This window comes from Kitasatospora sp. NPDC127035, from assembly GCF_042726075.1.
Lineage (GTDB): Bacteria > Actinomycetota > Actinomycetes > Streptomycetales > Streptomycetaceae > Kitasatospora.
The window spans coordinates 33,814-57,363 of the sequence record NZ_JBHXDN010000053.1; the positions used below are offsets into that span (position 1 = coordinate 33,814).

The window sequence follows — 23,550 nt, forward strand, 5'->3', positions numbered from 1 at the left end:
GGGCCGGCTGGCGGTGCCCGTGCCCCCCACCGCCCGACTTCCCTGCCGGCGGCGGCGGGCGGGGGCAGGGGGCGGGTCGGGGTGCGGGCGGGGGCCCCCCCCCCCCACGGCCGTACCGCGGACGCCCGTACCCCGGACGGCGGTCCCGGGCGTGGGCCCCCGCCCGGCCGCCCGGCTTCGGCTAGACGGCGCGCATCCGGCGGGCGAGCTCGGCGGCCGCGGCCCCCGGGTCGTCCGCGCCGGTGATCGCCCGGACCACCACGACCCGGCGGGCGCCCGCGGCCAGCACCTCGTCCAGGTTGCCCAGGTCGATGCCGCCGATGGCGAACCACGGCCGGTCGGTGGGCCGCCCGGCCGCGTACGAGACCAGGCCGAGGCCCGGCGCGTGGCGGCCCGGCTTGGTGGGGGTCGGCCAGACCGGCCCGGTGCAGAAGTAGTCCACGCCGGGCTCCGCGATCGCCGCGTCCACCTCGGACTCGGCGTGGCAGGACCGCCCGATCAGTACGTCGTCGCCGAGGATCGCGCGGGCGGCCGGCACCGGCAGGTCGTCCTGCCCGAGGTGCAGCACGTCCGGTCCGGCCGCATGGGCGACGTCGGCGCGGTCGTTGACGGCGAGCAGCGCGCCGTGCCGCCGGCAGGCGTCGGCGAAGACCTCCAGCGCCGCGAGTTCCTGCCTGGCCTCCAGGCCCTTGTCCCGCAGCTGGACGATGTCCACCCCGCCGGCCAGCGCCGCGTCGAGGAACTGGGCGAGGTCGCCCTGCTCACGGCGGGCGTCGGTGCACAGGTAGAGCCGGGCGTCGGCGAGACTCCGACGCCGGGTGTCGGCCGCCATCAGATCAGCATCGCCTGGGCGCGGCGCTTGACCTCGGTGCCGCGGTTCTCCTGCAGCGCCTGGATCGGGCTGCCGGGGAGCGACGGGTCCTCGGTGAAGAGCCACTCCAGGATCTCCACGTCGTTGTAGCCGCAGTCGCGCAGCACGGTCAGCGTTCCGGACAGGTGCTTGACCAGCCCGGTGCCGTCGATGAACGCGGCCGGGACCTGCAGCGACCTGTTCGGGCCGCGGCGCACGGCGATCAGTCCGCCGTGCTTGACCATGTCACGCACCTCGGTGACCCGGACCCCCCACTGCTCCGAGATGTCGGGCAGGTACATCCAGTCGGTGACCAGGGCTTCAATCTTGCTTTCGATCTCACTCACGTCACCAGACTGCCACCTCCGCGGCCCGCCGCGCACCAATCGGCCCCGCGGACTACCCGGCGACGGCCGACTTCAGCGGTACCGCGGGGTCCGCCGCACGGGCCCTGTCCAGCACCGCACCGCGTTCGACCAGCCGTCGGCCCTGGGTCAGATCGCGCGGGCGGTCGACGGCGAGCAGCGCGCGCAGGGCGCCGTCGCGCAGCCAGAGCACCGACCAGTCCGGCCCGTCCGGCGAACCGCGCCAGAGCAGTTCGTCGCCCTCGGCGTGCCGCCCGGCGTACTGCGCCCTGCGGCCGAACTGCTCGGACCAGAAGTACTGCACCGGGTCGTACGGCGGCGCGTCCGTGCCGAGCACCGAGGCCGCCGCCGCCGTGGCGGACTGCAGCGCGTGGTCCCAGTGCTGGACGGCCAGGCGGACGCCGGAGCGCGCCGAGGGGTAGCTGACGCAGTCGCCGGCCGCGAAGACGCGGGGCAGGCCGGTGCGCAGCCGCTCGTCCACCAGGACGGCGCCGGCCGCGTCCAGCTCCACGCCGGAGCCGGCCAGCCAGCCGGTCGCCGGGCGGGCCCCGACGCCGACCACCACCTCGTCGGCCGGCAGGTGCGAGCCGTCGGCGAGCAGCACCGCGCCCGGTTCGACGGCGGCGACCCCCACGCCGCAGCGCAGCTCGACCCCCGCCTCGGCGTACCAGCCGGCCATCACCCGGCCGATCTCGGTGGGCAGGGCGCCGGGGACGGGGGCCGGGCCCGCCTCGACGACGGTCACCTCGCAGCCGGCGGCCCGGGCGGCGGTGGCCACCTCGGCGCCGATCCAGCCCGCGCCGACCAGCGCCAGGCGCAGGCCCGGGCGGAGCAGGGCGCGCAGGGCGAGCGCGTCGTCCACGGTGTGCAGCAGGTGGGCCCGCTCGGCGCCGGGCAGGGCGCGCGGTTCGGCGCCGGTGGCGATCACCAGCGAGCCGTAGGGCAGGTCGCCGGCGTCGGTGTGCAGGACGCCGGGGGTGAGGCCGGTGGCCCGGCGGCCGGTGAGGAGCTCGACGTCCAGCTGCCCGAAGTCGAGGTCGAGGGCGGTGGTGTCGGCCTTGCCGAGCAGCACGTCCTTGGAGAGCGGCGGCCGGTCGTACGGCGCGTGCGGTTCCGCGCCGACCAGCACGATCCGCCCCTGCCAGCCGTCGCGCCGCAGCACGAGGGCGCACTGGGCCCCCGCCAGCCCCGCGCCGACCACGACCACCTGATCCGTCCGGTCCGCCCCGCTCTTGTCCGCCACGCCCGTCACTGTACCCAGCCCGGCCCCGGGCCCTCCGGTCCGGTCCGGGCGGCCCGCCCGGGGCCCGTTCCGCCCCTCGTACGCGCCTTCAACGGCCGCACCCCCCGGAGTTATGGTGGGGGCACCATCACGGGAGCCCGGCGTACCGGGCTGAGAGGCGGGCTGGAACGGCCTGCGACCGTCCGAACCTGATCCGGGTCATACCGGCGAAGGGAGAGCAGCGACTTTGACACGCTTGGCGAAAGGCGCCCAGGCCGACGTGCTGGTGATAGGCGGCGGCGTCATCGGACTCGTGGTCGCCTGGCGGGCGGCCCAGCGCGGGCTCCGCGTGGTCGTGGCCGACCCGGCGCACGGCGGCGGCGCCGCCCAGGTCGCGGCCGGGATGCTCGCCCCGGTCACCGAGCTCCAGTACGGCGAGGAGCCGCTGCTGCGCCTCGGCATGGCGTCCAACGAGCGCTACGCGGCCTTCGCCGCCGAGCTCACCGAGGCGAGCGGCGGCCAGGACACCGGCTACCGGCAGTGCGGCACGATCGCGGTCGCCCTGGACTCCGACGACCGCGCGGAACTGCGCGAACTGCACGACTTCCACCGCAGGCTCGGCCTGGACTCGCAGTGGCTCACCGGCCGCGAGGCCCGCCGGCTGGAGCCGATGCTCGCCCCGGGCGTCCGCGGCGGCCTGCACGTCACCGACGACCACCAGGTGGACGGCCGCCGGCTCGCCGGGGCCCTGGTGCGCGCCTGCGAGCGCGCAGGCGTGCTCCTGCACCGCGCCGAGGCCGTCGGACTGCTGGTCGAGCACGACCGCGCCGTCGGCGCCCGGCTGTCCACCGGCGAGAGCGTCACCGCCGACCAGGTCGTCCTCGCCGCCGGCTCCCGCAGCCACCTGCTGCCGGGGCTGCCGGAGGGAGTGCTACCGGCGATCCGCCCGGTCAAGGGCCAGATCCTGCGGCTGCTGGTCCCCGAGGCGTACCGGCCGTTCCTCTCCCGCAACGTCCGCGCGGTGGTCCGCGGGCAGCACCTCTACCTGGTGCCGCGGGAGAACGGCGAGCTGGTGATCGGCGCCACCAGCGAGGAGCAGGGGTACGACACCACGGTCACCGCCGGCGGCGTGTACGAGCTGCTCCGCGACGCCCACGAGCTGGTCCCCGGCATCACCGAGCTGCCGCTGACCGAGACCGCCGCCGGTCTGCGCCCGGGCTCGCCCGACAACGCGCCGCTGCTCGGCCCGACCGCGCTGCCCGGCCTGGTCGCGGCCACCGGTCACTACCGCAACGGGGTGCTGCTCACCCCGGTCACCGGCGACCTGCTCGCCGAGTACCTGGCCACCGGCGTGACGCCGGACCTCGCCGAGCCGTTCTCCCCCGCCCGCTTCACGAAGGTCCCCGCATGAGCGACATCACCCTGCACGTCAACGGCGAGCCCCGGACGGTCGCCGCCCCGACCACCCTCGCCGAGGTGGTGGCCACGCTCAGCCGGGCCCACTCCGGGGTCGCCGCCGCGCTGAACGAGACCGTGGTGCCACGCACCGACTGGCCGCGCACGGAGCTCTCCGCCGGCGACCGGATCGAGATCCTCACCGCCGTCCAGGGAGGCTGACATGGCCGACGACGCCTTCACCATCGCCGGTACCGCCTTCGGCTCGCGCCTGATCATGGGCACCGGCGGCGCCCCCAGCCTGGAGGTCCTGGAGCAGGCGCTGCGGGTCTCGGGCACCGAGCTGACCACGGTGGCGATGCGCCGGGTCAACGCCGCCACCCAGGGCTCGGTCCTCGACGTCCTGACCCGCAACGGCATCCGCGTGCTGCCCAACACCGCGGGCTGCTTCACCGCCGGCGAGGCCGTGCTGACGGCCCGGCTGGCCCGCGAGGCGCTCGGCACCGACTGGGTGAAGCTGGAGGTGATCGCCGACGAGCGGACCCTCCTGCCGGACCCGATCGAACTGCTGGACGCCGCCGAGATCCTGGTCGACGACGGCTTCACCGTCCTGCCGTACACCAACGACGACCCGGTGCTGGCCCGGAAGCTGGAGGACGTCGGCTGCGCGGCGATCATGCCGCTCGGCTCCCCGATCGGCTCCGGCCTGGGGATCCGCAACCCGCACAACTTCCAGCTGATCGTGGAGAGCGCGGGCGTCCCGGTGATCCTGGACGCCGGCGCCGGCACCGCCTCCGACGTGGCCCTCGCGATGGAGCTGGGCTGCGCGGCCGTGATGCTCGCCTCCGCCGTCACCCGCGCCCAGGACCCGGTGCTGATGGCCGACGCGATGCGGCACGCCGCCGAGGCCGGCCGGCTGGCCTACCGGGCCGGCCGGATCCCGCGCCGCTTCCACGCCGAGGCCTCCTCGGCGATGGCCGGCCGGGCCGAGCTGGACACCCGCGAGCACCCGGCGTTCTGACCCGGCGTTCCGACGCGGCCCCGGCACCGGCGCCGCCGCACGGTGTCACGAACCGGGCACAGACCGGCCCCGGGAGCGGTGCCTCCCGGGGCCGGCCGGGGCCCAAGCCCTAGACTCGCCGGGTGGACATGGCACTGCGCGACCCCCTGATCGGTACCCTGCTCGACGGCCGGTACCTGGTCGAGCGGCGCATCGCGGCCGGCGGCATGTCCACCGTCTACCAGGGCACCGACAGCCGGCTCGACCGGGTCGTGGCGCTCAAGGTGATGCACCCCACGCTCGCCGGCGACACCGCCTTCACGACCCGGTTCATCCGCGAGGCCAAGGCCGTCGCCCGGCTCGCCCACCCGAACGTGGTCAACGTCTTCGACCAGGGCGCGGACGGCGGAAACGTTTTCCTCGCCATGGAGTACGTCCCCGGCGGCACCCTCCGCGACCTGCTGCGCGACCGCGGCGCGCTCTCCATCAGGGCCGCGCTGGACATCCTGGAGCCGGTGCTCGCCGCGCTCGGCGCCGCCCACCGGGCCGGCCTGGTCCACCGCGACGTCAAGCCCGAGAACGTGCTGATCACCGACGACGGCCTGGTCAAGGTCGCCGACTTCGGACTGGTCCGGGTGCTGAACACCGCCGACGGCGCCTCCACCGCCGCGACCGCCGGCACCGTGCTCGGCACCGTCTCCTACCTGGCGCCCGAGCAGATCCGACCGGGCGACGAGACCGACCAGCGGGTGGACGTCTACGCGGCCGGCATCCTGCTCTACGAGATGCTCACCGGACACCGTCCGCACACCGGCGAGAACCCCGTCCAGGTGATGTACCGCCACCTGCACGAGGACGTTCCGGCCCCCTCCGCCGACGTGCCCGGCGTCGGCCCCGGGCTGGACGCGATAGTGGCCGGCGCCTGCGCCCGCGACCGCGCGGCCCGCCCCCACGACGCGGTCGAGCTGCTCGCCGCCCTCCAGCGGGTGCGCCGCACGCTCACCCCGGACCAGCTGGACGCCGAACCGCCCGCCTCCACCCGGCCCAGCCCGCAGTACCCGACCGCCGAGCCCACCTCGGTGATCGCCGCCGGCCGCCCGGTCGAGCGGACCAGCGTGCTGGACGTGCCGCCGGACGTGATGGAGCAGCTGCTCGCCGAGCCGCGCCCGTACGACGAGCCGCCGCCGGTCCGTTCCCGCCGGGCCCCCGGCCGGCTGCGCCGCCTCCCCCGCCGGCCGCTGATCTGGACGGCCGTGCTGACCGCCCTGGTGCTGCTGGTCGGCGGCACCACGTACGCGCTCTCCGGCGCGCTGTACGGCACCGTGCCGGGGGTGCTCGGCAAGGACCGGGCCGAGGCCCAGCGGATCCTGGACGGCGCCGACATGCACGGCCGGTTCACCGAGGTGTACAGCGAGACCGTGCCGTCGGGGCTGGTGATCTCCACCGACCCGGGCGTCGGCGCGCGGGCCCGGAAGAGCGACACCGTGACGGTCACGGTGTCCCGGGGGCCGAAGCGGATCGCGGTGCCCGAGCTGGCGGGCAAGCCGTCCGCGCAGGCGTCCTCGGCGCTGGCCGGTGCGCAACTGGCCGCCGGGACGGTGACCGAGACGCACAGCGACACCGTCCCGGAGGGATCGGTGATCAGCAGTTCACCGGCGGCCGGGCAGCAGGTCGCGGAGAACACGCCGGTCTCGCTGGTGGTCAGCAAGGGCATGGTGGCCGTCCCGGACGTGGCCGGGATGTCGAAGGAGGCGGCCGAGAAGGCGCTCCAGGCCGCCGGGTTCGCCATGCAGAGCAGCGGGGTGAACCTGTTCGGCACCGGCAAGGTCTCCGGCCAGTCGCCGGCCGCCGGGGAGCGCCGTCCTCAGCGCACCGTGGTCACGGTCACGTTCCCGTTCCTCTAGCCGGCCGCGGCCGGCCGGGCCGCCCGCGCGGTCAGCGCAGTGGCCCGTCGCCCGGCTCCTCCTGGTGGGAGTAGCGCTGCTCCTGCCAGGGGTCGGCCAGGTTGTGGTAGCCGCGTTCCTCCCAGAAGCCCCGCCGGTCGGCCCGCATGTACTCGACCGCGCGGACCCATTTGGGCCCCTTCCAGGCGTACCGGCCGGGGACGACCAGCCGGACCGGGAAGCCGTGCTCGGCGGTGAGGGCCTCGCCGTTGCGGTGGGTCGCGAGGATCGTCGCCGGGTCGGCGAAGTCGGCGAGCCGCAGGTTGGCGCTGTAGCCGTACTCGGCCCAGACCATGACGTGGCTGACGTCCTCGGCCGGCGGTGCCAGCTCCAGCAGGACGGAGGCCGACACGCCCGTCCACTCGCTGTCGAGCACGGAGAATTTGGTGACGCAGTGGAGGTCCGCACGGACGGTGGTGCGGGGCAGTGCGGTGAACCCGTCGAAGTCCCAGCTGTGCTTCTCCGCCGAGGCGGTCGCACCGAACACCTGGAGGTCCCACGTCAGTGGCTTGAAGCGGGGCACCGGACCGTAGTGCAGCGCAGGCCAGCCGCGTCGGGCGCGCTGGCCCGGGGGGAGCCTCGGGTCAGACGGCGGCGGCGGTTCTTGTTCGGACTGACCCATGGATCCCATGGTGACAGACGGCGGACGGCGCCCGGCGCGCGCCCCTTTCCAGGCCCGCACGCCCCGCCCGTACGGGCCAACGGACAAGCAAATCGGATATTCCGACACATGTCCTAGTGAGTGTGAACTTACTGGAATTTCCTCCCGCCGCGGTGCCAGGATGCGTGCAGCCGGAGGGTACGGCCGAGGTTTCCCGGACGCACAGAGGAAGGCAGCGCCATGAAGGGCGACGCAGAAGTCATCGAGTTCCTGAACGAGCAGCTCACCGCCGAGCTGACCGCAATCAACCAGTACTTTCTGCACGCCAAGATGCAGGAGAACTTCGGCTGGACGAAGCTCGCGAAGTACACCCGGCACGAGTCGTTCGACGAGATGAAGCACGCCGAGGTGCTCACCGACCGGATCCTCTTCCTGGACGGCCTGCCCAACTACCAGCGGCTCTTCCACGTCCGGATCGGTCAGACGGTCAAGGAGATGTTCGAGGCCGACCGCCAGGTCGAAGTCGAGGCGATCGACCGGCTGAAGCGCGGGATCGTGGTGATGCGGGCCAAGAACGACGTCACCTCGGCCAACATCTTCGAGTCCATCCTGGCGGACGAGGAGCACCACATCGACTACCTCGACACCCAGCTCGAACTGCTGGAGAGGCTCGGGGAGGCGCTGTACCTCGCCCAGCTGATCGAGCAGCCGGAGTCCTGAGTCCCGGCTCAGGCCGCGCGCAGCGGAGCCATCGGGCCCATCGGAGCGACCGCCGGCTCGTCGGGCGCCTCCGGGTCGGCGAGCCCCAGCCTGACGGCGAGCCGGGCGGTGGGGCAGGGCCGTGCACCGTGCTCGCCGAGCAGGGCCTGGATCCGGCGGACGCAGGAGCCGCAGTCGGTGCCCGCCTTGCAGCCCTTGGCGATCTGGCGCGGCGTGTTGGCGCCCGCGTCGATCTCCTTCTTCACCTGGGCCTCGGTGACCGCATGGCACATGCACACGTACATCGCGGTCTCTCCCGGGGGTGAAGCGGAATGGATCTTGACTAAGGATTGCCTTAGCTCACTAAGCCTCACCTTACCCGGCGATCCGGGTGCGAAAAAGCCCCTCCGGACTCGGGAGTCCCGAATCCGGAGGGGCTTTCGTCACATCGTCCGCGCGGTGCGCCGCTCGGCGGCGGCCCGGGCGGCCCGGGGCGGACGCTCAGTTCCCGCCGCGGTACATCTCGGCCACCAGGAACGCCAGGTCCAGCGACTGGCTGCGGTTGAGCCGCGGGTCGCAGGCCGTCTCGTATCGCTGGTGCAGGTCGTCGACCAGCACCTCGTCGCCGCCACCGACGCACTCGGTGACGTCGTCGCCGGTCAGCTCCACGTGGATGCCGCCCGGGTGGGTGCCGAGCGCGCGGTGCACCTCGAAGAAGCCCTTGACCTCGTCGAGCACGTCGTCGAAGCTGCGGGTCTTGTGGCCGCTGGACGCCTCGAAGGTGTTGCCGTGCATCGGGTCGCAGATCCAGACCGGCTGGGCGCCGGAGGCGGTGACCTTCTCCACCAGGGTGGGCAGGTGGTCGCGGACCTTGCCCGCGCCCATCCGGGTGATGAAGGTGAGCCGGCCGGGCTCACGCTCCGGGTCGAGCCGCTCGATCAGGGTGAGCGCCTCGTCGACCGAGGTGGTCGGACCGAGCTTCACGCCGATCGGGTTGCGCACCTTCGAGGCGAACTCGATGTGCGCGTGGTCCAGCTGGCGGGTGCGCTCGCCGATCCAGACCATGTGGCCGGAGACGTCGTACAGATCGCCGGTCCGGGAGTCCACCCGGGTCATCGCGGTCTCGTAGTCGAGGATCAGCGCCTCGTGCGAGGAGAAGAACTCGACGGTCTTGAACTCCTCCGGCGCCACGCCGCAGGCGTTCATGAAGGCCAGCGCGTTGTCGATCTCGCGGGCGAGCTGCTCGTAACGCTGGCCGGCCGGCGAGTTGCGCACGAAGTCCTGGTTCCAGGCGTGCACCTGGCGCAGGTCCGCGTAGCCACCGGTGGTGAAGGCGCGCACCAGGTTGAGCGTCGCCGCGGAGGCGTTGTACATCCGCTTCAGGCGCTCCGGGTCCGGGATCCGGGACTCCGGGGTGAAGTCGAAGCCGTTCACCGAGTCACCGCGGTAGACCGGCAGGGTCACGCCGTCGCGGGTCTCGGTCGACTTGGAGCGCGGCTTGGAGTACTGGCCGGCGATGCGGCCGACCTTCACCACCGGGACGGAGGCCGCGTACGTCAGCACGGCCGCCATCTGGAGCAGCGTCTTCAGCTTGTTGCGGATGTGTTCGGCCGAGACGCCGTCGAAGGCCTCGGCACAGTCGCCGCCCTGAAGGAGGAACGCCTCACCTCGGGCCACGGCACCGAGCCGGGCGCGCAGCTGGTCGCACTCACCGGCGAAGACGAGCGGCGGATACGAGGCGAGCTCGGCAAGGGTCTTGCGCAGAGCCTCTTGGTCCGGCCATTCAGGCTGCTGCGCCGCGGGCAGGGACTGCCAGGAGTGGCCAATCCGGGATGTCTCAGTCGTCACGGTCACACGGGCAAGGCTACGGGGTGCGCCGACCGTTTTGTGACCACTGCCCGAGGGGTGAGACATCCGCCGGACAAATTTCCGGTGATCCTCCTCACCCGGCCACCCGTGCCATCCGCTAGGCTCGATCCCGTGAACGCACCGCGCACCTCCTCCTGGTGGTGGGCCGACCCCCTGGGTGGCCCACGTATCGCGCGTTCCTAGACGAACACGACGGCCGCCCCTCGGGGCGGCCGTCGGCGTTTCAGCGGACGACCCTCCCGGGAGCGGATTCCAGCACCGCAACCGACCCGGAAGGAACGCCGCACCGTGACCAGCGCCGCCGATCTCCTCGCCCGTCTCACCGGCCCCGACGCACCGGCCTTCGCCCTGCTGCACCGCCGCACCCCCCGCACCGCCCCGGACACCGTCGAGGTCCTGCTCGGCACCGTCGGCCGGTACGACCGGCTGGCCGACCTGCCGGTCCGCCACGGCGTCCCCGCCGACGGCCCCGTCCACGACCTGCTCGCGCTGGTCCCCTACCGGCAGATCCGCGAACGCGGCTTCGAGGCGCACGACGACGACGCCCCGCTCCAGGCGCTCTCGGTCACCGAGCAGTACGCCGTGCCGCTGGCCGACCTGGCCGACGCCCTCCCCCGGTCCCCCGTCACCCTCACCGGCGGTGCCTTCGACATCGCCGACGACGAGTACGCCACGATCGTCCGCCGGGTGATCGAGGACGAGATCGGACGCGGCGAGGGCGCCAACTTCGTCATCAGGCGCGACTTCACCGCCACGCTGGAGGACTTCTCCCCCGCTCTGGCGCTCACCCTCTTCGGCCGTCTGCTGGAGCAGGAGCGCGGCGCCTACTGGACCTTCCTGGTCCACACCGGCGAACGCGTCCTGGTCGGCGCCTCGCCCGAGGTGCACGTCCGGCAGAGCGGCGGGACGGTCGTGATGAACCCCATCTCCGGCACCTACCGCTACCCGGCCGCCGGCGCCGACCTCGACTCGCTGCTCACCTTCCTCCACGACGCCAAGGAGCTGGAGGAGCTGACCATGGTGGTCGACGAGGAGCTCAAGATGATGTGCACCGTCGGCGACCTCGGCGGTCAGGTCCTCGGCCCCCGGCTCAAGGAGATGTCCCACCTCGCGCACACCGAGTACGAGCTGCGCGGCCGCACCTCGCTGGACGTCCGCGAGGTGCTCAAGGAGACCATGTTCGCCGCCACCGTCACCGGCAGCCCGGTGCAGAACGCGACCCGGGTGATCCGCCGGTACGAGCGCGGCGGGCGCGGCTACTACTCCGGCGCGCTCGCCCTGATCGGCCGCTCCGCCAGCGGCGGCCAGCTGCTCGACTCACCGATCTGCATCCGCGCCGCCGACATCGACCCGGCCACCGGCCGCCTCGCCGTCCGGGTCGGCGCGACCCTCGTCCGGCACTCCGACCCTGACTCCGAGGTCGCCGAGACCCACGCCAAGGCGGCCGGGGTGCTCACCGCGATCGGCGCCCGCCCCACCCCCTCCCGGCGCCCGGGCCCGACGGGCCCGCGGCTCGGCGACGACCACCGCGTCCAGGCCGCGCTGGACGCCCGGCGCGCCGGGCTGGCCCCGTTCTGGCTGCGGATGCAGCAGCCCGCGCAGGTCACCGAGGAGCTGGAGACCCTGGTGGTCGACGGCGAGGACACCTTCACCGCCATGCTGGCCCACCTGCTGACCTCGCTCGGCCACCGGGTCACCGTGGTCCGGTACGACGAACCCGGCCTGCGCGCGCGGGTCGCCGCCCACCCCGGCCCGCTGGTGCTCGGCCCCGGCCCCGGCGACCCGGCCGCCGACGACGACCCGAAGATGGCCGTGCTGCGCCCGATCGTCACCGACGCGCTCGCCGCCGTCCGGGCCGGCCGGCGGACCGCGCCGCTGCTCGCCGTCTGCCTCAGCCACCAGCTGCTGTCGGCCGCGCTCGGCCTGCCGCTGGCCCGCAAGGACGTGCCCTACCAGGGGGCCCAGGAGACCGTCGACCTCTTCGGGACCAGGCGGACGGTCGGCTTCTACAACACCTTCACCGCCCGCTGCTCGGCCGAGGACGCGGCCCGGCTGGCCGCCGAGGGCGTGGAGGTCTCCCGCGACCCGCTGACCGGGGACGTGCACGCGCTGCGCGGACCGGGCTTCGCCGGGCTCCAGTTCCACCCGGAGTCGGTGCTCACCCGGGAGGGCGTGGGGATCGTCGCCGGGCTGCTGCGCGACGCGTCGGCCGTCACCCGCTGACCCCGCCCCGGGCGGGGGCCCGCCGCAGCGCGCCCCCGCCCGGTCCGCACGCGGCCGCCGCACGCCCCGTCAGGTCCCGTAAGTTCCCGTCCAGTCCCGTCAGGCTCCGGGCGCCGGGTCAGATCTCGTCGTCCAGCCCCTGCTCGATCGCGTACCGGACCAGCTCGACCCGGTTGTGCAACTGGAGCTTGCCCAGGGTGTTCTGGACGTGGTTCTGCACCGTGCGGTGGGAGAGCACCAGCCGGTCGGCGATCTGCCGGTAGGACAGGCCCTTGGCGACCAGTCGCAGCACCTCGGTCTCCCGGGCGGTGAGCTGCGGGACGGCGGGAGCCGTCGGGGCGGCCGGCTCGGCGGCCAGCCGGCGGAACTCCCCCAGCACCAGCCCGGCCAGGCCCGGGGTGAAGACCGCGTCGCCGACGGCGGTGCGGCGCACCGCGTCCAGCAGCTCCTCCCGCCCGGCCGACTTGACGAGGTAGCCGGTCGCGCCGGACTTCACCGCCTCCAGCACGTCCGCGTGCTCGCCGCTCGCGGAGAGCACCAGGACCCGCACCGTCGGATCCTGGGCGACCACCTGACGGCAGGCCTCGGCGCCGGACAGTCCGGGCAGGTTGAGGTCGAGCACCACCACCTGCGGGGAGCAGGCACGGGCCCGGCGGACGGCCTCCTCCCCGTCACCGGCGGTGGCCACCACGTCGAAGCCGGACTCGGCGAGATCGCGGGAGACGGCGTCGCGCCACATCGGGTGGTCGTCCACCACCATGACCCGCACCGGCCGATCGGCCGGCTGCGGGTCGGTCGGTCGGTCGTTCATGGTCGGCACCCTCTCAGGGCAGGTTGCACGGACGGGCGGAAGGTCTTCCGGAAGCCGCAGGAGCCACCCCGGGACCGGGCGCGCGGCGCTCTCACCGGACGCCGTGCGGAACGTCCCGCACACCGCTGCGCGGGACACGGAGCTCGACCTCGACGCCCTCCCCCGGCGACGAGTACAGCTCGGCCGTGCCGCCGAGGTCCAGCAGCCGGCCGCGGATCGACTGGGAGACGCCGAGCCGCCCGGCCCGCTCCGCCTCACCTAGCCGACCGGGTGCGAAGCCCGGGCCGTCGTCGCGGATCGACACCGTGACGGCCTCCGGCTCGTCCTCGACCAGGATCCAGGCGCCGGCCCCGGGCCCCGCGTGCCGGCGAACGTTGTCCACCGCGGCCCCGACGGCGGCGGCCAGCTCGCCGGCGGCGGCGGCGGGCAGCAGCACCGGTGTGCCGGGCGCCGAGAGGGTCACCCGCTCGCCCGCGTAGGGGGTGAGCAGGTCGCGCAGGTCCTGCGGCTGCGCCGGCTCGCGCTGGGCGGGCAGCGGACCGCCGCTCATCAGCGTGCGCAGGGCGCGTTCCTGCTCCCCCGCCAGCCGGCCGAGCTCGGTGAAGTCGGGGCCCCCGCCGGACTGTTCGGCACCCCGGCGCTGGACGAGGGCGAGCACCTGGAGCACCCCGTCGTGGATGTCCCGGGAGAGCCGCTCGCGCTCCCGGGTGGCCGCCTCGACCTGGAGCGCCCGGGTGAGGGTCGCCTCGCTGGCCCGGGCCAGTTCGATGACGTAGCCGATCGCGCAGCCGGCCACCATGAGCAGCACGATGTTGTGGATGTTGTCGCCGGTCGGGCCCCCGTGGCCGAGGATGTTGGCCACCCCGATCACCGAACCGGCCGCCGCCGCCCAGCGCCAGCCGCCGCGGCCGGCGAAGCCGAGCACCGTACCGGCGGCCCAGATGGTCGGCAGGGTGGGCGCACCGTGGCTGATCCGGGACGGCGCGTCGGTCAGCCCGCTCATCACGATGCCGGTGACGGCGAGCGTCAGGTCGGTGCCGAGCACGTACCAGGTGCAGCGCAGCGGGCCGGAGAAGGCGCGGGTGGAGGCCAGCGTCCAGAGGGTCAGCGCCCCGAGGTAGATCCAGCCGGCGACGGGGTGCAGGAACTCCAGGTAGGAGTTGAAGTACCGGATCAGGGCGTAGGCGAGCGCCAGCACCCGGAAGAAGGAGATCGCCCGCCAGAGCGGGTGTTCGACGGACATGCCGCCGGCCGCCACGGCCCCGCCGACCGCCCCGGTTCTGCCGTCGTCCGTCATCCCCGCTGTCCTCCCCCGACGCCCGGCCGGTGCCCTGCTCAGGCCGGCCCGGTCTCCTTCTGCTGCTGGTCCTGCGCCTGTCCGGCGGCCTTGTCGGCCTCCGCCTGCTCGCTCTTCTCCGTCTCGGCCTTCTCCGTCTCGGCCTTCTCGGCCTTGGCGGCGGCCTGTTCGGCCTTCTGGACCGCCTTGCGCTCGGCGTCCGCACGCTTCTTGTCGTCGGCGATCTGCCGCTTGGCGGCGGTCGCGTAGACGTCCACGTACTCCTGGCCGGAGAGTCGCATGATCTCGTACATCACCTCGTCCGTCACCGAACGGAGGATGAACCGGTCGTTCTCCATGCCGTGGTAGCGGGAGAAGTCCAGCGGGCGGCCGATCCTGATGCCCGGGCGGATACCGAAGTTCGGGACCACCTGGCCGGGCGGCTGCACCTTCTCGGTGTCGATCATCGCGACCGGGATGACCGGCGCACCGGTGGCCAGCGCGACGCGGGCCAGACCGCCGACCTTGCCGCGGTACAGCTTGCCGTCGGGCGAGCGGGTGCCCTCCGGGTAGACGCCGAACAGCTCGCCGCGGTCCAGCACCGCGATCGCGGAGCGGATCGCCGCCTCGCCGGCGCCGCGCACGCCCGAGCGGTCCACCGGGAGCTGGCCGACGCCCTTGAAGAACGCCGCGGTCAGCCGGCCCTTGAGGCCCGGGGTGGTGAAGTACTCGGCCTTCGCGATGAAGGTCACCCGACGCTTGATCAGCGCGGGGAAGAAGAAGGAGTCCGAGAAGGAGAGGTGGTTGCTCGCGATGATCGCGGCACCCTCGGTGGGGATGTTCTCCTCACCCTCGATCCACGGCCGGAAGAAGATCCGTAGCAGTGGCGCGACGATCATCTTCATCAGTCGGTAGAACAACCCGGGCCTCCTGTATTGCGGACCGGTCGATCCTAATGCCCTTCGGTGCCCGCCCGTGCCCCGCCCCGCCCCGCCGGGGTGTCCGGCGGGGTGTCAGGCGGGGGTGTACGGCGCGGGCGGGCCCGTGGGACGATGCGGTTTCCGCAGCCTCCCGTACCGGTGCACCGACCAGCGCGCACCGGCGCGGGCCGGCGTCACCTCTCCAGCGTCCCCGCCCGCGAAGGAGCCCGCCATGCCGCTGCTGCCCGGCGCCGAACCGTACCGCCACCCGGGCGGACCGGTGGGCGTCCTGCTCTGTCACGGGTTCACCGGCACGCCCCAGTCGCTCCGCCCCTGGGCGGAGGAGCTGGCCGCGGCCGGGCACACCGTCGCGCTGCCGCTGCTGCCGGGGCACGGCACCCGTTGGGAGGACATGCAGCAGACGCGGTGGGAGGACTGGTACGCCGAGGTCGAGCGCGAGCTGCTGACACTCGCCGCGGAGTGCGAGCAGGTCTTCGTGTGCGGGCTCTCGATGGGCGGCGGGCTGGCGCTGCGGCTGGCCGCGGTGCACGGGTCGGTGATCTCCGGCCTGGTCCTGGTCAACCCGTCGGTGCGGTCGGACAACCCCGCGAGTGTGCTTCTGCCGGTGCTGCGGCACCTGGTCCCGAGCCTGCCCGGGGTGGCCGACGACATCGCCCGCGCCGGGGCGGCCGAGCTGGCCTACGACCGGACGCCGCTGCACGCCGCCTGGTCGCTGAGCCTGCTCTGGAAGGACGTCCAGCACCGGCTGCCACAGGTGACCCAGCCGGTCCTGCTCTTCCACAGCCCGCAGGACCACGTGGTCTCGGCGGCCAACTCCGAACTGGTGCTGGCCCGGATATCCTCGACCGACGTGGCGGAGCGGCTGTGCCAGCGCAGCTACCACGTCGCGACGCTGGACCACGACGCGGCGGAAATATTCGCGGCCAGCCTGGACTTCATCCGACGGCTGGCTCCCGCGCAAGCGGCGGGCGTCACCCGGGTGGAATCCGACGATCACCAAGGCTGAAGGGCCGGAAGTGCACGAGAGCAGCACGGCGGGCGGCGGGGACGAGTCACCCCGCGAGGACGGCGCGGCCACCGACGGCGGGAAGGCCGGCAGCGGGAAGGCCGGCGGCGAGCAGCCGGACGGCGGGCAGGCGGGCGGCGACGAGGCCGGTACCCGTACGCAGGGGGGCACCGCGGACGCGCAGGACGCCGGGGCCGCCGAGCCGCCCCGGGTGCGGCGCGCGCCCGAACGCAGCCAGGCCGAGCAGGACGAGATCTTCGCCGCGCTGGTCGCCCAGTTCGACGACCCGGTCGACCTCAACAACCCGAACTGGCCGGAGATCGAGAACCTCCGGGCGCGGGGCGAGCTCAAGGGCGGCTTCAAGGACGGCGGCGGCCCCGCCGAGCCGGGCGACCTCGCCGACCTGGCGCCCCAGCCGCGTCCCCGCTCCAACCGGCCGGTGATGCCGGCCGCCGGGTCCGGCCCGCGCGACTTCGAGCTGACCGAGGGGACCGAGGAGGACCACTTCGTCCCGCCGGAGCCCCCGCCGCTGCCGACCGCCGACACCACCGCCAAGTTCGCCTGGCTCGCCGTACTCGGCGGCCCGGCCCTGCTGCTCTTCGACGCGGTGGTCTGGCGCGAGGTCTCCGGCTGGCCGGCCTGGCTCGGGGTGGCCGCCTTCCTGGGCGGCTTCGCGACGCTGGTGGTCCGGATGAAGGAGCACGACGAGGACGAGCCCGAGGACCCGCACGGCGGCGCCGTCGTCTGATCCGGCCGGGTACCGGCCCGACGCGGGCCGGCCCCGGCGGGCGCCGACCGGTGCGGGCCGGCGCGGGCGGGTGCCGCCGCGCGTCAGCCCGCCGGCAGCTCCAGGACGGCGAGTACCGGCAGGTGGTCGGTCGCGGCCCGCAGGTCGGCCCCGGTGACGCCGGGCAGCCCGTGCGGGACCCCGCAGGCGAGCACCCGCACGCCCGGGGTGGCGAACACGGCGTCGAGCCGCTGGTAGGGGTTGTCGGGGACGGACGTCATCTCGCCGCCCCACGGCGCGACCGCGTACCCGTCCTGCAGCCGCCCGGCCAGCATCCGCCAGCCCGGCCCGTCCGGGTGCTCGTTGAAGTCGCCCGCCACGACGCCGGATCCGGCGTACCGCAGCTGTTCGGGCAGCAGCCCGAACTGCCGGAACCGCTCGTCCGCGTCCAGGCTCAGGTGGCAGGTGGTGACGGTGAACGGCGCCGCACCGGGGGTACGGAGCAGCGCGGTGGCGAAGCCGCGCGCGTGCAGCCCGCGGGTCTTCGGCAGCAGCCGGTCGTGCACGGCCAGCACCTCGACGCCGGGCCGGCCGAGCAGCAGCGGGCCGGCGGCGATCCGGCCGCCGCCGGAGAGGATCACCGTCCCGGTCCGCCGGGCCAGCCACGCGGCCTGCCCCTCGGGCCGCCAGTAGCGGGGCGACTCCTGGACGCAGACGACGTCCGGCGCGCAGGCCCGGATCACCCGGACCAGGGCGTTCCGGTCGTCCCGCAGCGAGCGGACGTTGTAGCTGAGCAGCCGCAGCCGGCGCGGCCCGGGCGGCGGCAGATCGGCCGGTCCGGTGGTCATGGCGGTCCTCCCCTGGGGCGTCCTCGGGGACGACCGTACGGCAGGACGCGGCCCCGGGGGCCGGAAACACGACGGCGGCGGCCCGGGCGGGCCGCCGCCGTGCACGGAGGAGCGAGGGGTCAGATCGTGCGGGCCAGGTCGGCCGCGCCGGCGATGCCGGCCGCCGAGCCCGTCGACGAGAGCACCACCTCGGCGCGGGGGCGGTGCACGCCACCGGTCAGGTACTGCTCGAAGGCCTTGGCGACCGGGTCGAGCAGCAGCCGGCCGGAGTCGGAGACGCCGCCGCCGAGCACGAAGACGCCCGGGTCGAAGAGCGCGGCGAGGTCGGCCATCCCCCGGCCCAGCCAGTCGGCCAGCTCGGCGTAGCACTCCAGGGCGAGCGGGTCGCCCTCCTCGGCGGCCTGGGTGATGTGGATGCCGCGGATGGTCTCGGCGACGCCGTCGTTGAGCTCCAGCATCCGCTTGCCGCGGAGCGGGTCGGCGGCCGACTTCTCCCGGCCGTACCGGCGCAGCGCCCGGCCCGATCCGTACTGCTCCCAGCAGCCCTTGCCGCCGCAGCCGCAGGGCAGGCCGTCCGGGACCATGTTGAGGTGGCCGATCTCGCCGGCCACGCCGAACCGGCCGCGGTGCAGCCGGCCGTCCAGGACGAGGCCGCCGCCGATGCCGGTGCCGACGGTGATCAGCACCATGTCGGAGTGCCCGGCGGCCGCGCCGTAGCGGTACTCGGCCCAGGCGGCGCAGTTCGCGTCGTTCTCGACGACCGCGGGCAGGCCGGTGAGCTCCTCGATCCGGCCGCGCAGCGGTTCGTCCTCCCAGTCGATGTTGGGGGCGAAGATCACCGTGGAGCGGTCGCGGTCCACGAAGCCGGGGGCGCCGATGCCGGCCGCGGCCACGTCGGGGTACTGCTCCTTGAGCTCGCGCACGGCCTGCGCGATGGCGTCGACCGCCCACTGCGGGTCGGCCGGGGTCGGCACCCTGGTCCGGGCCAGGATCTCGCCGGCCTCGTCGACCACGCCTGCCGCGATCTTGGTCCCGCCGACGTCGACGCCGATGGTCAGAGCCATGTGTCCCTCAGCTATTCACTCGATCCCGCTGGACGGAACGCTACCGCCCAACCCTGCCCCCGTACACACCGTCGCATACATTAACCGAAGACAATCCGACCAGGACGCGCCCGATCCCCTTCAAAAGTCGTACATTTTCTCCGGTGGCGTCACAGGCCGAAGCCGACGGATGACCAGGGCGGGACCAGGGGTTCACTGCTTGTCGGACGGCCCTCAGGCGTGGCGGGCCCGACCGGGGCGGCCGGAGCGCCCGCGAGGCGGCGGAGGGTGGGCGGGAGGCGGCGGACCGTCGGGCGCGCCGGGCTACTCGGGCGCGCCGGGCCGTCCGGGCACGTCCGGCTGCCCGGGCGCGCCGGGAGCGTCGGAGGTGCCGGGAGTGTCGGAGGTACCGGGAGTGTCGGAGGTACCGGGAGCATCGGCCGAGCCGGGAGCGTCGAGGTCGACCCGCTCGCTGCGGGCCGGCTCCCCCGCGGTCCAGCGGTGCTCGTGGCCGGCCACCGCGGCCCGGTAGGCGGCGAGCAGCTCGGTCCCGGCTGCGGCCAGTCCGGTGCCCGCGGCGGCGAGGTGGCCGTACACCTCGGGCTGCTTCTCGCGCAGGCGGTCGGCCATCCCGGCGAGCGAGATCAGGGTCTCGGCGCTCGCCTCCTGCGCCTTCCCCCCGACGGCGGCGGCGAACCGGCGGACCTCGTCCACCAGCGGGCCCAGCTCCGGCCCGAACGGGTGCGCCTGCGGGCCGTCCCCGCCTGGGCCGTCCTGCTCGTTGGTGGGCTCGGTCCGGTCGGTGGTGGTCATCGCGGGCGCCTCCTCAGCTGTGGTGGCCGCGTCCACGGCCACCGGTCCCGACGCTACCGGACCACCGGGAACGCCCCGACCGGCCTCAGCTCCGGGGCCAGAGCGCCGGATCCGGCGCGAAGCGGACGGTGAGCGCCCCGTCGTGCAGACCCGCGCCGGCGACGGTGCAACGGCGCAGCGCCGACGGCAGGGTGAGCACCCGTCGGTGGGCGCCGAGTCCGACCACCAGTTCGTCGCCGCGCCGGACCAGGTCGAGGTCCGCACGTTCGGAGCCGGGCAGGGCGAGGTGCCAGACCAGCAGCCCCTCGGCGGCCAGCCGGTCCTCGACGGTCCAGGGCTCGGCCGGACGCGGCTCCGGACCGGGGCCGGCCCCGTAGAGGCGGTCGGCGACGGCCTCCAGGGTGGCCTCGGCGAACCCCGTGGTCAGCACCGGAACGCCGTCCGAGGCGGCGGCCAGTTCGGCCAGCTCCTCCCGGCGGCGGCCGGCCAGCGCGGCCAGCCACGGGTCGGGCGAGTCGACGGCGCCGTCCGGCAGCGCACCGTGCACCACCACGGCGTCCGGCCGGTGGCCGTGCAGGGCCAGCCCGGCCCGGATCCGGCGCAGCCCGGCGAAGGGGTGGGCGTCGGCGGCGGTGACCAGCCGGACGGTGGTGCCGGGCGCGGAGATCGCGGCGCGCGCCTCGGCGAGCGCGCCGGCCGCCTTGCCGCGGGCCTCGTACAGCCAGTCGGCGGGCATCGGCACGCCGGCGAGGCCGGCCAGCAGCGGGCGCAGGGCCCGGGCGGCCTGCCGCTGCTCGGGCGCGAGCCGGGCCAGGTAGCGCTCCAGCTGCTCGGGCAGGGCCAGGGTGGCGATCAGGTCGGCGGGCGGCGGGGCGAGCACGACCAGCACGTCCGCGTCGGCGGCCGGCAGGGCGCGCAGCAGCGCGAGCCGTGCGGTGCCGGGGAGGGCGGTGAGCTCCTCCGGGTCGAGCGGATCGGCGCCGAGCAGGTCGAGCGCGGGCTTGAGCCGGCCGCCGACCACGTCGAGGGCGCGCCGGAAGGCGGCCTGCTCGTCGATCCGGGCGACGGTGAGGCCGGGCGCGTAGGGCTCGGGCGCGGACTCCAGCCGGGTACCGAGGACGGCGTCCAGGGTCCGGTGCGGGTCGTCGGCGGCCAGCAGCAGGGTGCGCCGGCCCTGCCGGGCGGCGTGCAGGGCGGTGGCGGCGGCCACCGTCGGTGCCGCCGTGTCGCCGCTGACCAGGATGGTGCGTGTCGCCGTCATGCCGTACTGCCCCCGTTCGCCCGCCGTCAGCCCTCGACGGTGCTGGTGGTGCCGGTGGTGCCGGTGTCCTCGACCCGCTTCTTCAGGCCGGCCAGGGCACGGTCGATGATGACCTTCTCGGCCTTGCGCTTGATCATGCCGAGCATCGGGATCTTGACGTCCACGGCGAGCTGGTAGGTGACCTCGGTGCGGTCGGTACCGAGCGGGGCCAGGGTGTAGGAGCCGTCCAGCGAGCGGAGCATCTGGCTGCGCACCAGCGTCCAGCCGACCTCGCGGTCGCCGTCCCAGTTGTAGGCGAGGACGTGCTCGTCACGGATCGCGCCGGCGTCGAGCAGCAGCCTGACCTGTGCGGCGCGGCCGTTCTCGGCGGTCTCCAGCACCTCGATCTCCTTGACCTCACCGGTCCAGGCCGGGTAGGCGGCGAAGTCGGCGATCACGGCCATGACCGCCGCCGGGGTCGCGTCGATGGTGATGCTCGACCTGGTGTGCTCCGCCATGGAATGGCCCTCCGCGTCGTCCCTTGCTGCCGTCCCGGCCGAGCCTGCTCGGTCGGGTGCGCCCGGAGCAGGCTATCGCGACCGGCGATCTCCGCCGCCCGCGGTCCGCCGCCCGGCCCGCCCCGCGGAGGGCGGGCGGGGTCGCCCTCCTGGGCCGGGCCGGTGGCTACCGGCCGGTCACCCCGGGGCTGTCGTAGGGTGCCATTCGAACGACCGGGTCCCGACCTGGTCGGACGGGTCAAGGTGTGACACTTCGAACACCGGGGCCGACCCCCCTGGTCGAAGCCGCCTACCGGGCAGTAACGTCCTGCCGTCCCGCAGCGTCGCGAACGAGGAGCAGTCTTGCTCGACTTCAGCCTTCCGGCCCTCTACCAGGTACCGAGCGGCGGTAACCTCTCCGACCTCGTGCACCAGAACGCCGAGCGGCACCCCGAGGTCGTGGTGCTCAGCCGCAAGGTGGACGGCCGGTGGCAGGAGTTGACCGCCGCCCAGTTCCTGGTCGAGGTGCACGCCGCCGCGAAGGGCCTGATCGCCACCGGCATCCGGCCGGGCGACCGGGTGGGCATCATGTCCCGCACCCGGTACGAGTGGACCCTGCTGGACTTCGCGATCTGGACGGCCGGCGCGATCACCGTGCCGGTGTACGAGACCTCCTCCGCCGAGCAGGTCGAGTGGATCCTCGGCGACTCCGGGGCGGTCGCCGTCCTGACCGAGACCGCCGCGCACGCCGCGGTGGTCGAGACGGTCCGCGAGCGGCTGCCGGAGCTGGCGCACACCTGGCAGATCGAGGACGGCGCGCTGGCCGCGCTGGCCGAGGCCGGCCGCAGGGTCGCCGACGCGACCGTCACCGAGCGCCGCTCGGTGGCCACCGCCGACTCGGTCGCCACCATCGTCTACACCTCGGGCACCACCGGCCGCCCGAAGGGCTGTCAGCTGACCCACGCGAACTTCCTGGCCGAGTGCGGCAACGTGGTGGAGCGCCTCGCCCCGCTGTTCCGTACCGGCGAGAGTTCCGTCCTGCTCTTCCTGCCGCTCGCGCACGTGCTCGCCCGGATCGCCGAGATCGCCCCGGCGATGGCCCCGATCAAGCTCGGCCACGTCTCCGACATCAAGGACGTCACGGCGGAGCTGGCGTCCTTCCGCCCGACCCTGATCCTGGGTGTGCCGCGGGTCTTCGAGAAGGTGTACAACACGGCGCGCGCCAAGGCCCAGGCCGACGGCAAGGGCAAGATCTTCGACAAGGCCGCCGACACCGCGATCGCGTACAGCCGGGCGCTGGACGCCGGCGGCGCCGGGCTGCTGCTCAAGCTGAAGCACGCGGTCTTCGACAAGCTGGTCTACAGCAAGCTGCGGGCCGCGCTCGGCGGCCGTGCGACCCACGCGATCTCCGGCGGCGCCCCGCTCGGCGAGCGGCTCGGCCACTTCTACCGGGGCATCGGCTTCACCGTGCTGGAGGGCTACGGCCTGACCGAGACCTGCGCGGCCACCGCCTTCAACCCGTGGGACAAGCCGAAGATCGGCACGGTCGGCCAGCCGCTGCCCGGCTCCGCCGTACGGATCGCCGAGGACGGCGAGGTGCTGTTCAAGGGTCCGCAGGTGTTCACCGGCTACTGGAACAACCCGCAGGCGACCGCCGACACCCTGAAGGACGGCTGGATCTCGACCGGCGACCTCGGTTCGCTGGACGACGAGGGCTACCTCACCATCACCGGCCGCAAGAAGGAGATCATCGTCACCGCGGGCGGCAAGAACGTCGCCCCGGCGGTGATCGAGGACCGCATCCGGGCGCACGCACTGGTCGGCGAGGTCATGGTGGTCGGCGACCGCAAGCCGTTCGTCGCCTGCCTGCTCACCGTGGACGAGGACTTCTTCCCGAAGTGGAAGGAGCTGAACGGCAAGCCGGCCACCGCCACCGTGGCCGAGCTGCGCGAGGACGCGGACCTGCTGGCCGCCCTGCAGTCCGCGGTGGACGACGGCAACGCGGCCGTCTCGCACGCCGAGGCCGTCAAGAAGTTCCGCCTGCTGGACACCGTCCTCTCCGAGGAGAGCGGCCACCTGACGCCCTCGCTCAAGCTCAAGCGGAACGTCGTGCTGAAGGACTTCGCGGCCGACGTCGAGTCGATCTACCAGCGCTAGGACTCGCCCGCCCCCGTCCGGCCC

General features: G+C 74.2%; 23 protein-coding genes and 1 riboswitch. Of the genes, 9 read left to right on the forward strand and 14 right to left on the reverse strand.

The genetic code is table 11. From position 1 onward, the window contains the following. Nucleotides 1–181: 181 nt before the first annotated feature. The 3 genes from thiE to ACFWIC_RS29245 are packed head-to-tail and all read right to left on the reverse strand — an operon-like array spanning nucleotide 182 to nucleotide 2,458. A complete protein-coding gene (gene thiE, locus ACFWIC_RS29235; RefSeq protein ID WP_380520412.1) occupies nucleotides 182–832 on the reverse strand; it encodes a thiamine phosphate synthase in 651 nt (216 codons plus the stop codon). After that, nucleotides 832–1,197 carry an Rv2175c family DNA-binding protein gene (locus ACFWIC_RS29240; protein ID WP_329882166.1) on the reverse strand — a complete coding sequence of 122 codons (366 nt, stop codon included), beginning with the start codon at nucleotides 1,195–1,197 and terminating at the stop codon, nucleotides 832–834. Before ACFWIC_RS29240 ends, thiE begins: the two co-directional genes overlap by 1 nt. 52 nt (nucleotides 1,198–1,249) lie before the next feature. Then, the gene (locus ACFWIC_RS29245; protein ID WP_380520413.1) at nucleotides 1,250–2,458 is read right to left on the reverse strand and encodes an NAD(P)/FAD-dependent oxidoreductase; all 1,209 of its coding nucleotides are present in this window, start codon (nucleotides 2,456–2,458) and stop codon (nucleotides 1,250–1,252) included. A 119-nt stretch (nucleotides 2,459–2,577) separates the two neighbouring features. Beyond that, nucleotides 2,578–2,690: riboswitch (TPP riboswitch) on the forward strand. A 3-nt stretch (nucleotides 2,691–2,693) separates the two neighbouring features. Between ACFWIC_RS29245 and thiO the strand changes: the two genes are divergently transcribed. The 4 genes from thiO to pknB all read left to right on the forward strand — a co-directional run bounded on the left by thiO (nucleotide 2,694) and on the right by pknB (nucleotide 6,736). Then, the gene (gene thiO / locus ACFWIC_RS29250) at nucleotides 2,694–3,848 is read left to right on the forward strand and encodes a glycine oxidase ThiO (RefSeq protein ID WP_329952022.1); all 1,155 of its coding nucleotides are present in this window, start codon (nucleotides 2,694–2,696) and stop codon (nucleotides 3,846–3,848) included. Further along, nucleotides 3,845–4,054: a sulfur carrier protein ThiS gene (thiS, locus tag ACFWIC_RS29255; protein WP_329882169.1), complete on the forward strand. Its 210-nt coding sequence runs from the start codon at nucleotides 3,845–3,847 to the stop codon at nucleotides 4,052–4,054. Before thiO ends, thiS begins: the two co-directional genes overlap by 4 nt. Before the next feature lies 1 nt (nucleotide 4,055). Further along, nucleotides 4,056–4,853, forward strand: coding sequence for a thiazole synthase (locus tag ACFWIC_RS29260; protein WP_329882170.1), 798 nt, complete (start codon nucleotides 4,056–4,058; stop codon nucleotides 4,851–4,853). A 128-nt stretch (nucleotides 4,854–4,981) separates the two neighbouring features. Next, nucleotides 4,982–6,736, forward strand: coding sequence for a Stk1 family PASTA domain-containing Ser/Thr kinase (pknB, locus tag ACFWIC_RS29265; protein WP_355406943.1), 1,755 nt, complete (start codon nucleotides 4,982–4,984; stop codon nucleotides 6,734–6,736). A 31-nt stretch (nucleotides 6,737–6,767) separates the two neighbouring features. Here pknB and ACFWIC_RS29270 read toward each other — a convergent pair whose 3' ends face one another. Beyond that, nucleotides 6,768–7,406 (reverse strand): molybdopterin-dependent oxidoreductase, encoded by a 639-nt coding sequence (locus tag ACFWIC_RS29270; protein ID WP_380353387.1) that lies wholly within the window; start codon nucleotides 7,404–7,406, stop codon nucleotides 6,768–6,770. 210 nt (nucleotides 7,407–7,616) lie between these two features. On the opposite strand from ACFWIC_RS29270, the gene bfr reads away from it, so the two are divergent. Continuing rightward, complete coding sequence (gene bfr, locus ACFWIC_RS29275) at nucleotides 7,617–8,096, forward strand: bacterioferritin (protein ID WP_329882172.1); 480 nt, start codon at nucleotides 7,617–7,619, stop codon at nucleotides 8,094–8,096. Between the two features lie 8 nt (nucleotides 8,097–8,104). Here bfr and ACFWIC_RS29280 read toward each other — a convergent pair whose 3' ends face one another. Beyond that, nucleotides 8,105–8,380, reverse strand: a complete 276-nt coding sequence (locus ACFWIC_RS29280) for a (2Fe-2S)-binding protein (protein WP_329952021.1) — start codon at nucleotides 8,378–8,380, stop codon at nucleotides 8,105–8,107. Between the two features lie 196 nt (nucleotides 8,381–8,576). Beyond that, nucleotides 8,577–9,989: a class II 3-deoxy-7-phosphoheptulonate synthase gene (locus ACFWIC_RS29285; protein ID WP_380353392.1), complete on the reverse strand. Its 1,413-nt coding sequence runs from the start codon at nucleotides 9,987–9,989 to the stop codon at nucleotides 8,577–8,579. Nucleotides 9,990–10,232: 243 nt separating this feature from the next. Between ACFWIC_RS29285 and ACFWIC_RS29290 the strand changes: the two genes are divergently transcribed. Then, nucleotides 10,233–12,167 (forward strand): anthranilate synthase family protein, encoded by a 1,935-nt coding sequence (locus ACFWIC_RS29290; protein WP_380353394.1) that lies wholly within the window; start codon nucleotides 10,233–10,235, stop codon nucleotides 12,165–12,167. Between the two features lie 118 nt (nucleotides 12,168–12,285). Here ACFWIC_RS29290 and ACFWIC_RS29295 read toward each other — a convergent pair whose 3' ends face one another. From ACFWIC_RS29295 to ACFWIC_RS29305, 3 genes are all read right to left on the reverse strand, one after another. Continuing rightward, complete coding sequence (locus ACFWIC_RS29295) at nucleotides 12,286–12,978, reverse strand: response regulator transcription factor (RefSeq protein WP_329882176.1); 693 nt, start codon at nucleotides 12,976–12,978, stop codon at nucleotides 12,286–12,288. A 91-nt stretch (nucleotides 12,979–13,069) separates the two neighbouring features. Beyond that, nucleotides 13,070–14,275: a MacS family sensor histidine kinase gene (gene macS / locus ACFWIC_RS29300; protein ID WP_380353398.1), complete on the reverse strand. Its 1,206-nt coding sequence runs from the start codon at nucleotides 14,273–14,275 to the stop codon at nucleotides 13,070–13,072. Nucleotides 14,276–14,313: 38 nt separating this feature from the next. Continuing rightward, nucleotides 14,314–15,159, reverse strand: coding sequence for a lysophospholipid acyltransferase family protein (locus ACFWIC_RS29305; protein ID WP_380353492.1), 846 nt, complete (start codon nucleotides 15,157–15,159; stop codon nucleotides 14,314–14,316). A gap of 247 nt (nucleotides 15,160–15,406) precedes the next feature. Here ACFWIC_RS29305 and ACFWIC_RS29310 point away from each other — a divergent pair, with 247 nt between their 5' ends. Both ACFWIC_RS29310 and ACFWIC_RS29315 read left to right on the forward strand, forming a co-directional pair. Continuing rightward, the gene (locus tag ACFWIC_RS29310; RefSeq protein WP_355406931.1) at nucleotides 15,407–16,201 is read left to right on the forward strand and encodes an alpha/beta fold hydrolase; all 795 of its coding nucleotides are present in this window, start codon (nucleotides 15,407–15,409) and stop codon (nucleotides 16,199–16,201) included. 10 nt (nucleotides 16,202–16,211) lie between these two features. Further along, nucleotides 16,212–16,949, forward strand: coding sequence for a hypothetical protein (locus ACFWIC_RS29315; protein WP_380520414.1), 738 nt, complete (start codon nucleotides 16,212–16,214; stop codon nucleotides 16,947–16,949). A gap of 83 nt (nucleotides 16,950–17,032) precedes the next feature. Here the strand turns inward: ACFWIC_RS29315 and ACFWIC_RS29320 are convergent, their stop codons facing one another. From ACFWIC_RS29320 to ACFWIC_RS29340, 5 genes are all read right to left on the reverse strand, one after another. Continuing rightward, nucleotides 17,033–17,776, reverse strand: coding sequence for an endonuclease/exonuclease/phosphatase family protein (locus ACFWIC_RS29320; protein WP_380520415.1), 744 nt, complete (start codon nucleotides 17,774–17,776; stop codon nucleotides 17,033–17,035). A gap of 119 nt (nucleotides 17,777–17,895) precedes the next feature. Beyond that, entirely contained in the window at nucleotides 17,896–18,840 is a 945-nt protein-coding gene (locus tag ACFWIC_RS29325; protein WP_329952014.1) for an ROK family glucokinase, read from the reverse strand. A 303-nt stretch (nucleotides 18,841–19,143) separates the two neighbouring features. Continuing rightward, the gene (locus tag ACFWIC_RS29330; RefSeq protein WP_380520416.1) at nucleotides 19,144–19,632 is read right to left on the reverse strand and encodes a DUF5304 family protein; all 489 of its coding nucleotides are present in this window, start codon (nucleotides 19,630–19,632) and stop codon (nucleotides 19,144–19,146) included. 85 nt (nucleotides 19,633–19,717) lie between these two features. Next, nucleotides 19,718–20,893, reverse strand: a complete 1,176-nt coding sequence (locus ACFWIC_RS29335) for an ArsA-related P-loop ATPase (RefSeq protein WP_329952012.1) — start codon at nucleotides 20,891–20,893, stop codon at nucleotides 19,718–19,720. A gap of 26 nt (nucleotides 20,894–20,919) precedes the next feature. Beyond that, nucleotides 20,920–21,390: an SRPBCC family protein gene (locus ACFWIC_RS29340; protein ID WP_329952011.1), complete on the reverse strand. Its 471-nt coding sequence runs from the start codon at nucleotides 21,388–21,390 to the stop codon at nucleotides 20,920–20,922. A 342-nt stretch (nucleotides 21,391–21,732) separates the two neighbouring features. Between ACFWIC_RS29340 and ACFWIC_RS29345 the strand changes: the two genes are divergently transcribed. Next, a complete protein-coding gene (locus ACFWIC_RS29345; protein WP_329952010.1) occupies nucleotides 21,733–23,526 on the forward strand; it encodes an AMP-dependent synthetase/ligase in 1,794 nt (597 codons plus the stop codon). Nucleotides 23,527–23,550: the final 24 nt, after the last annotated feature.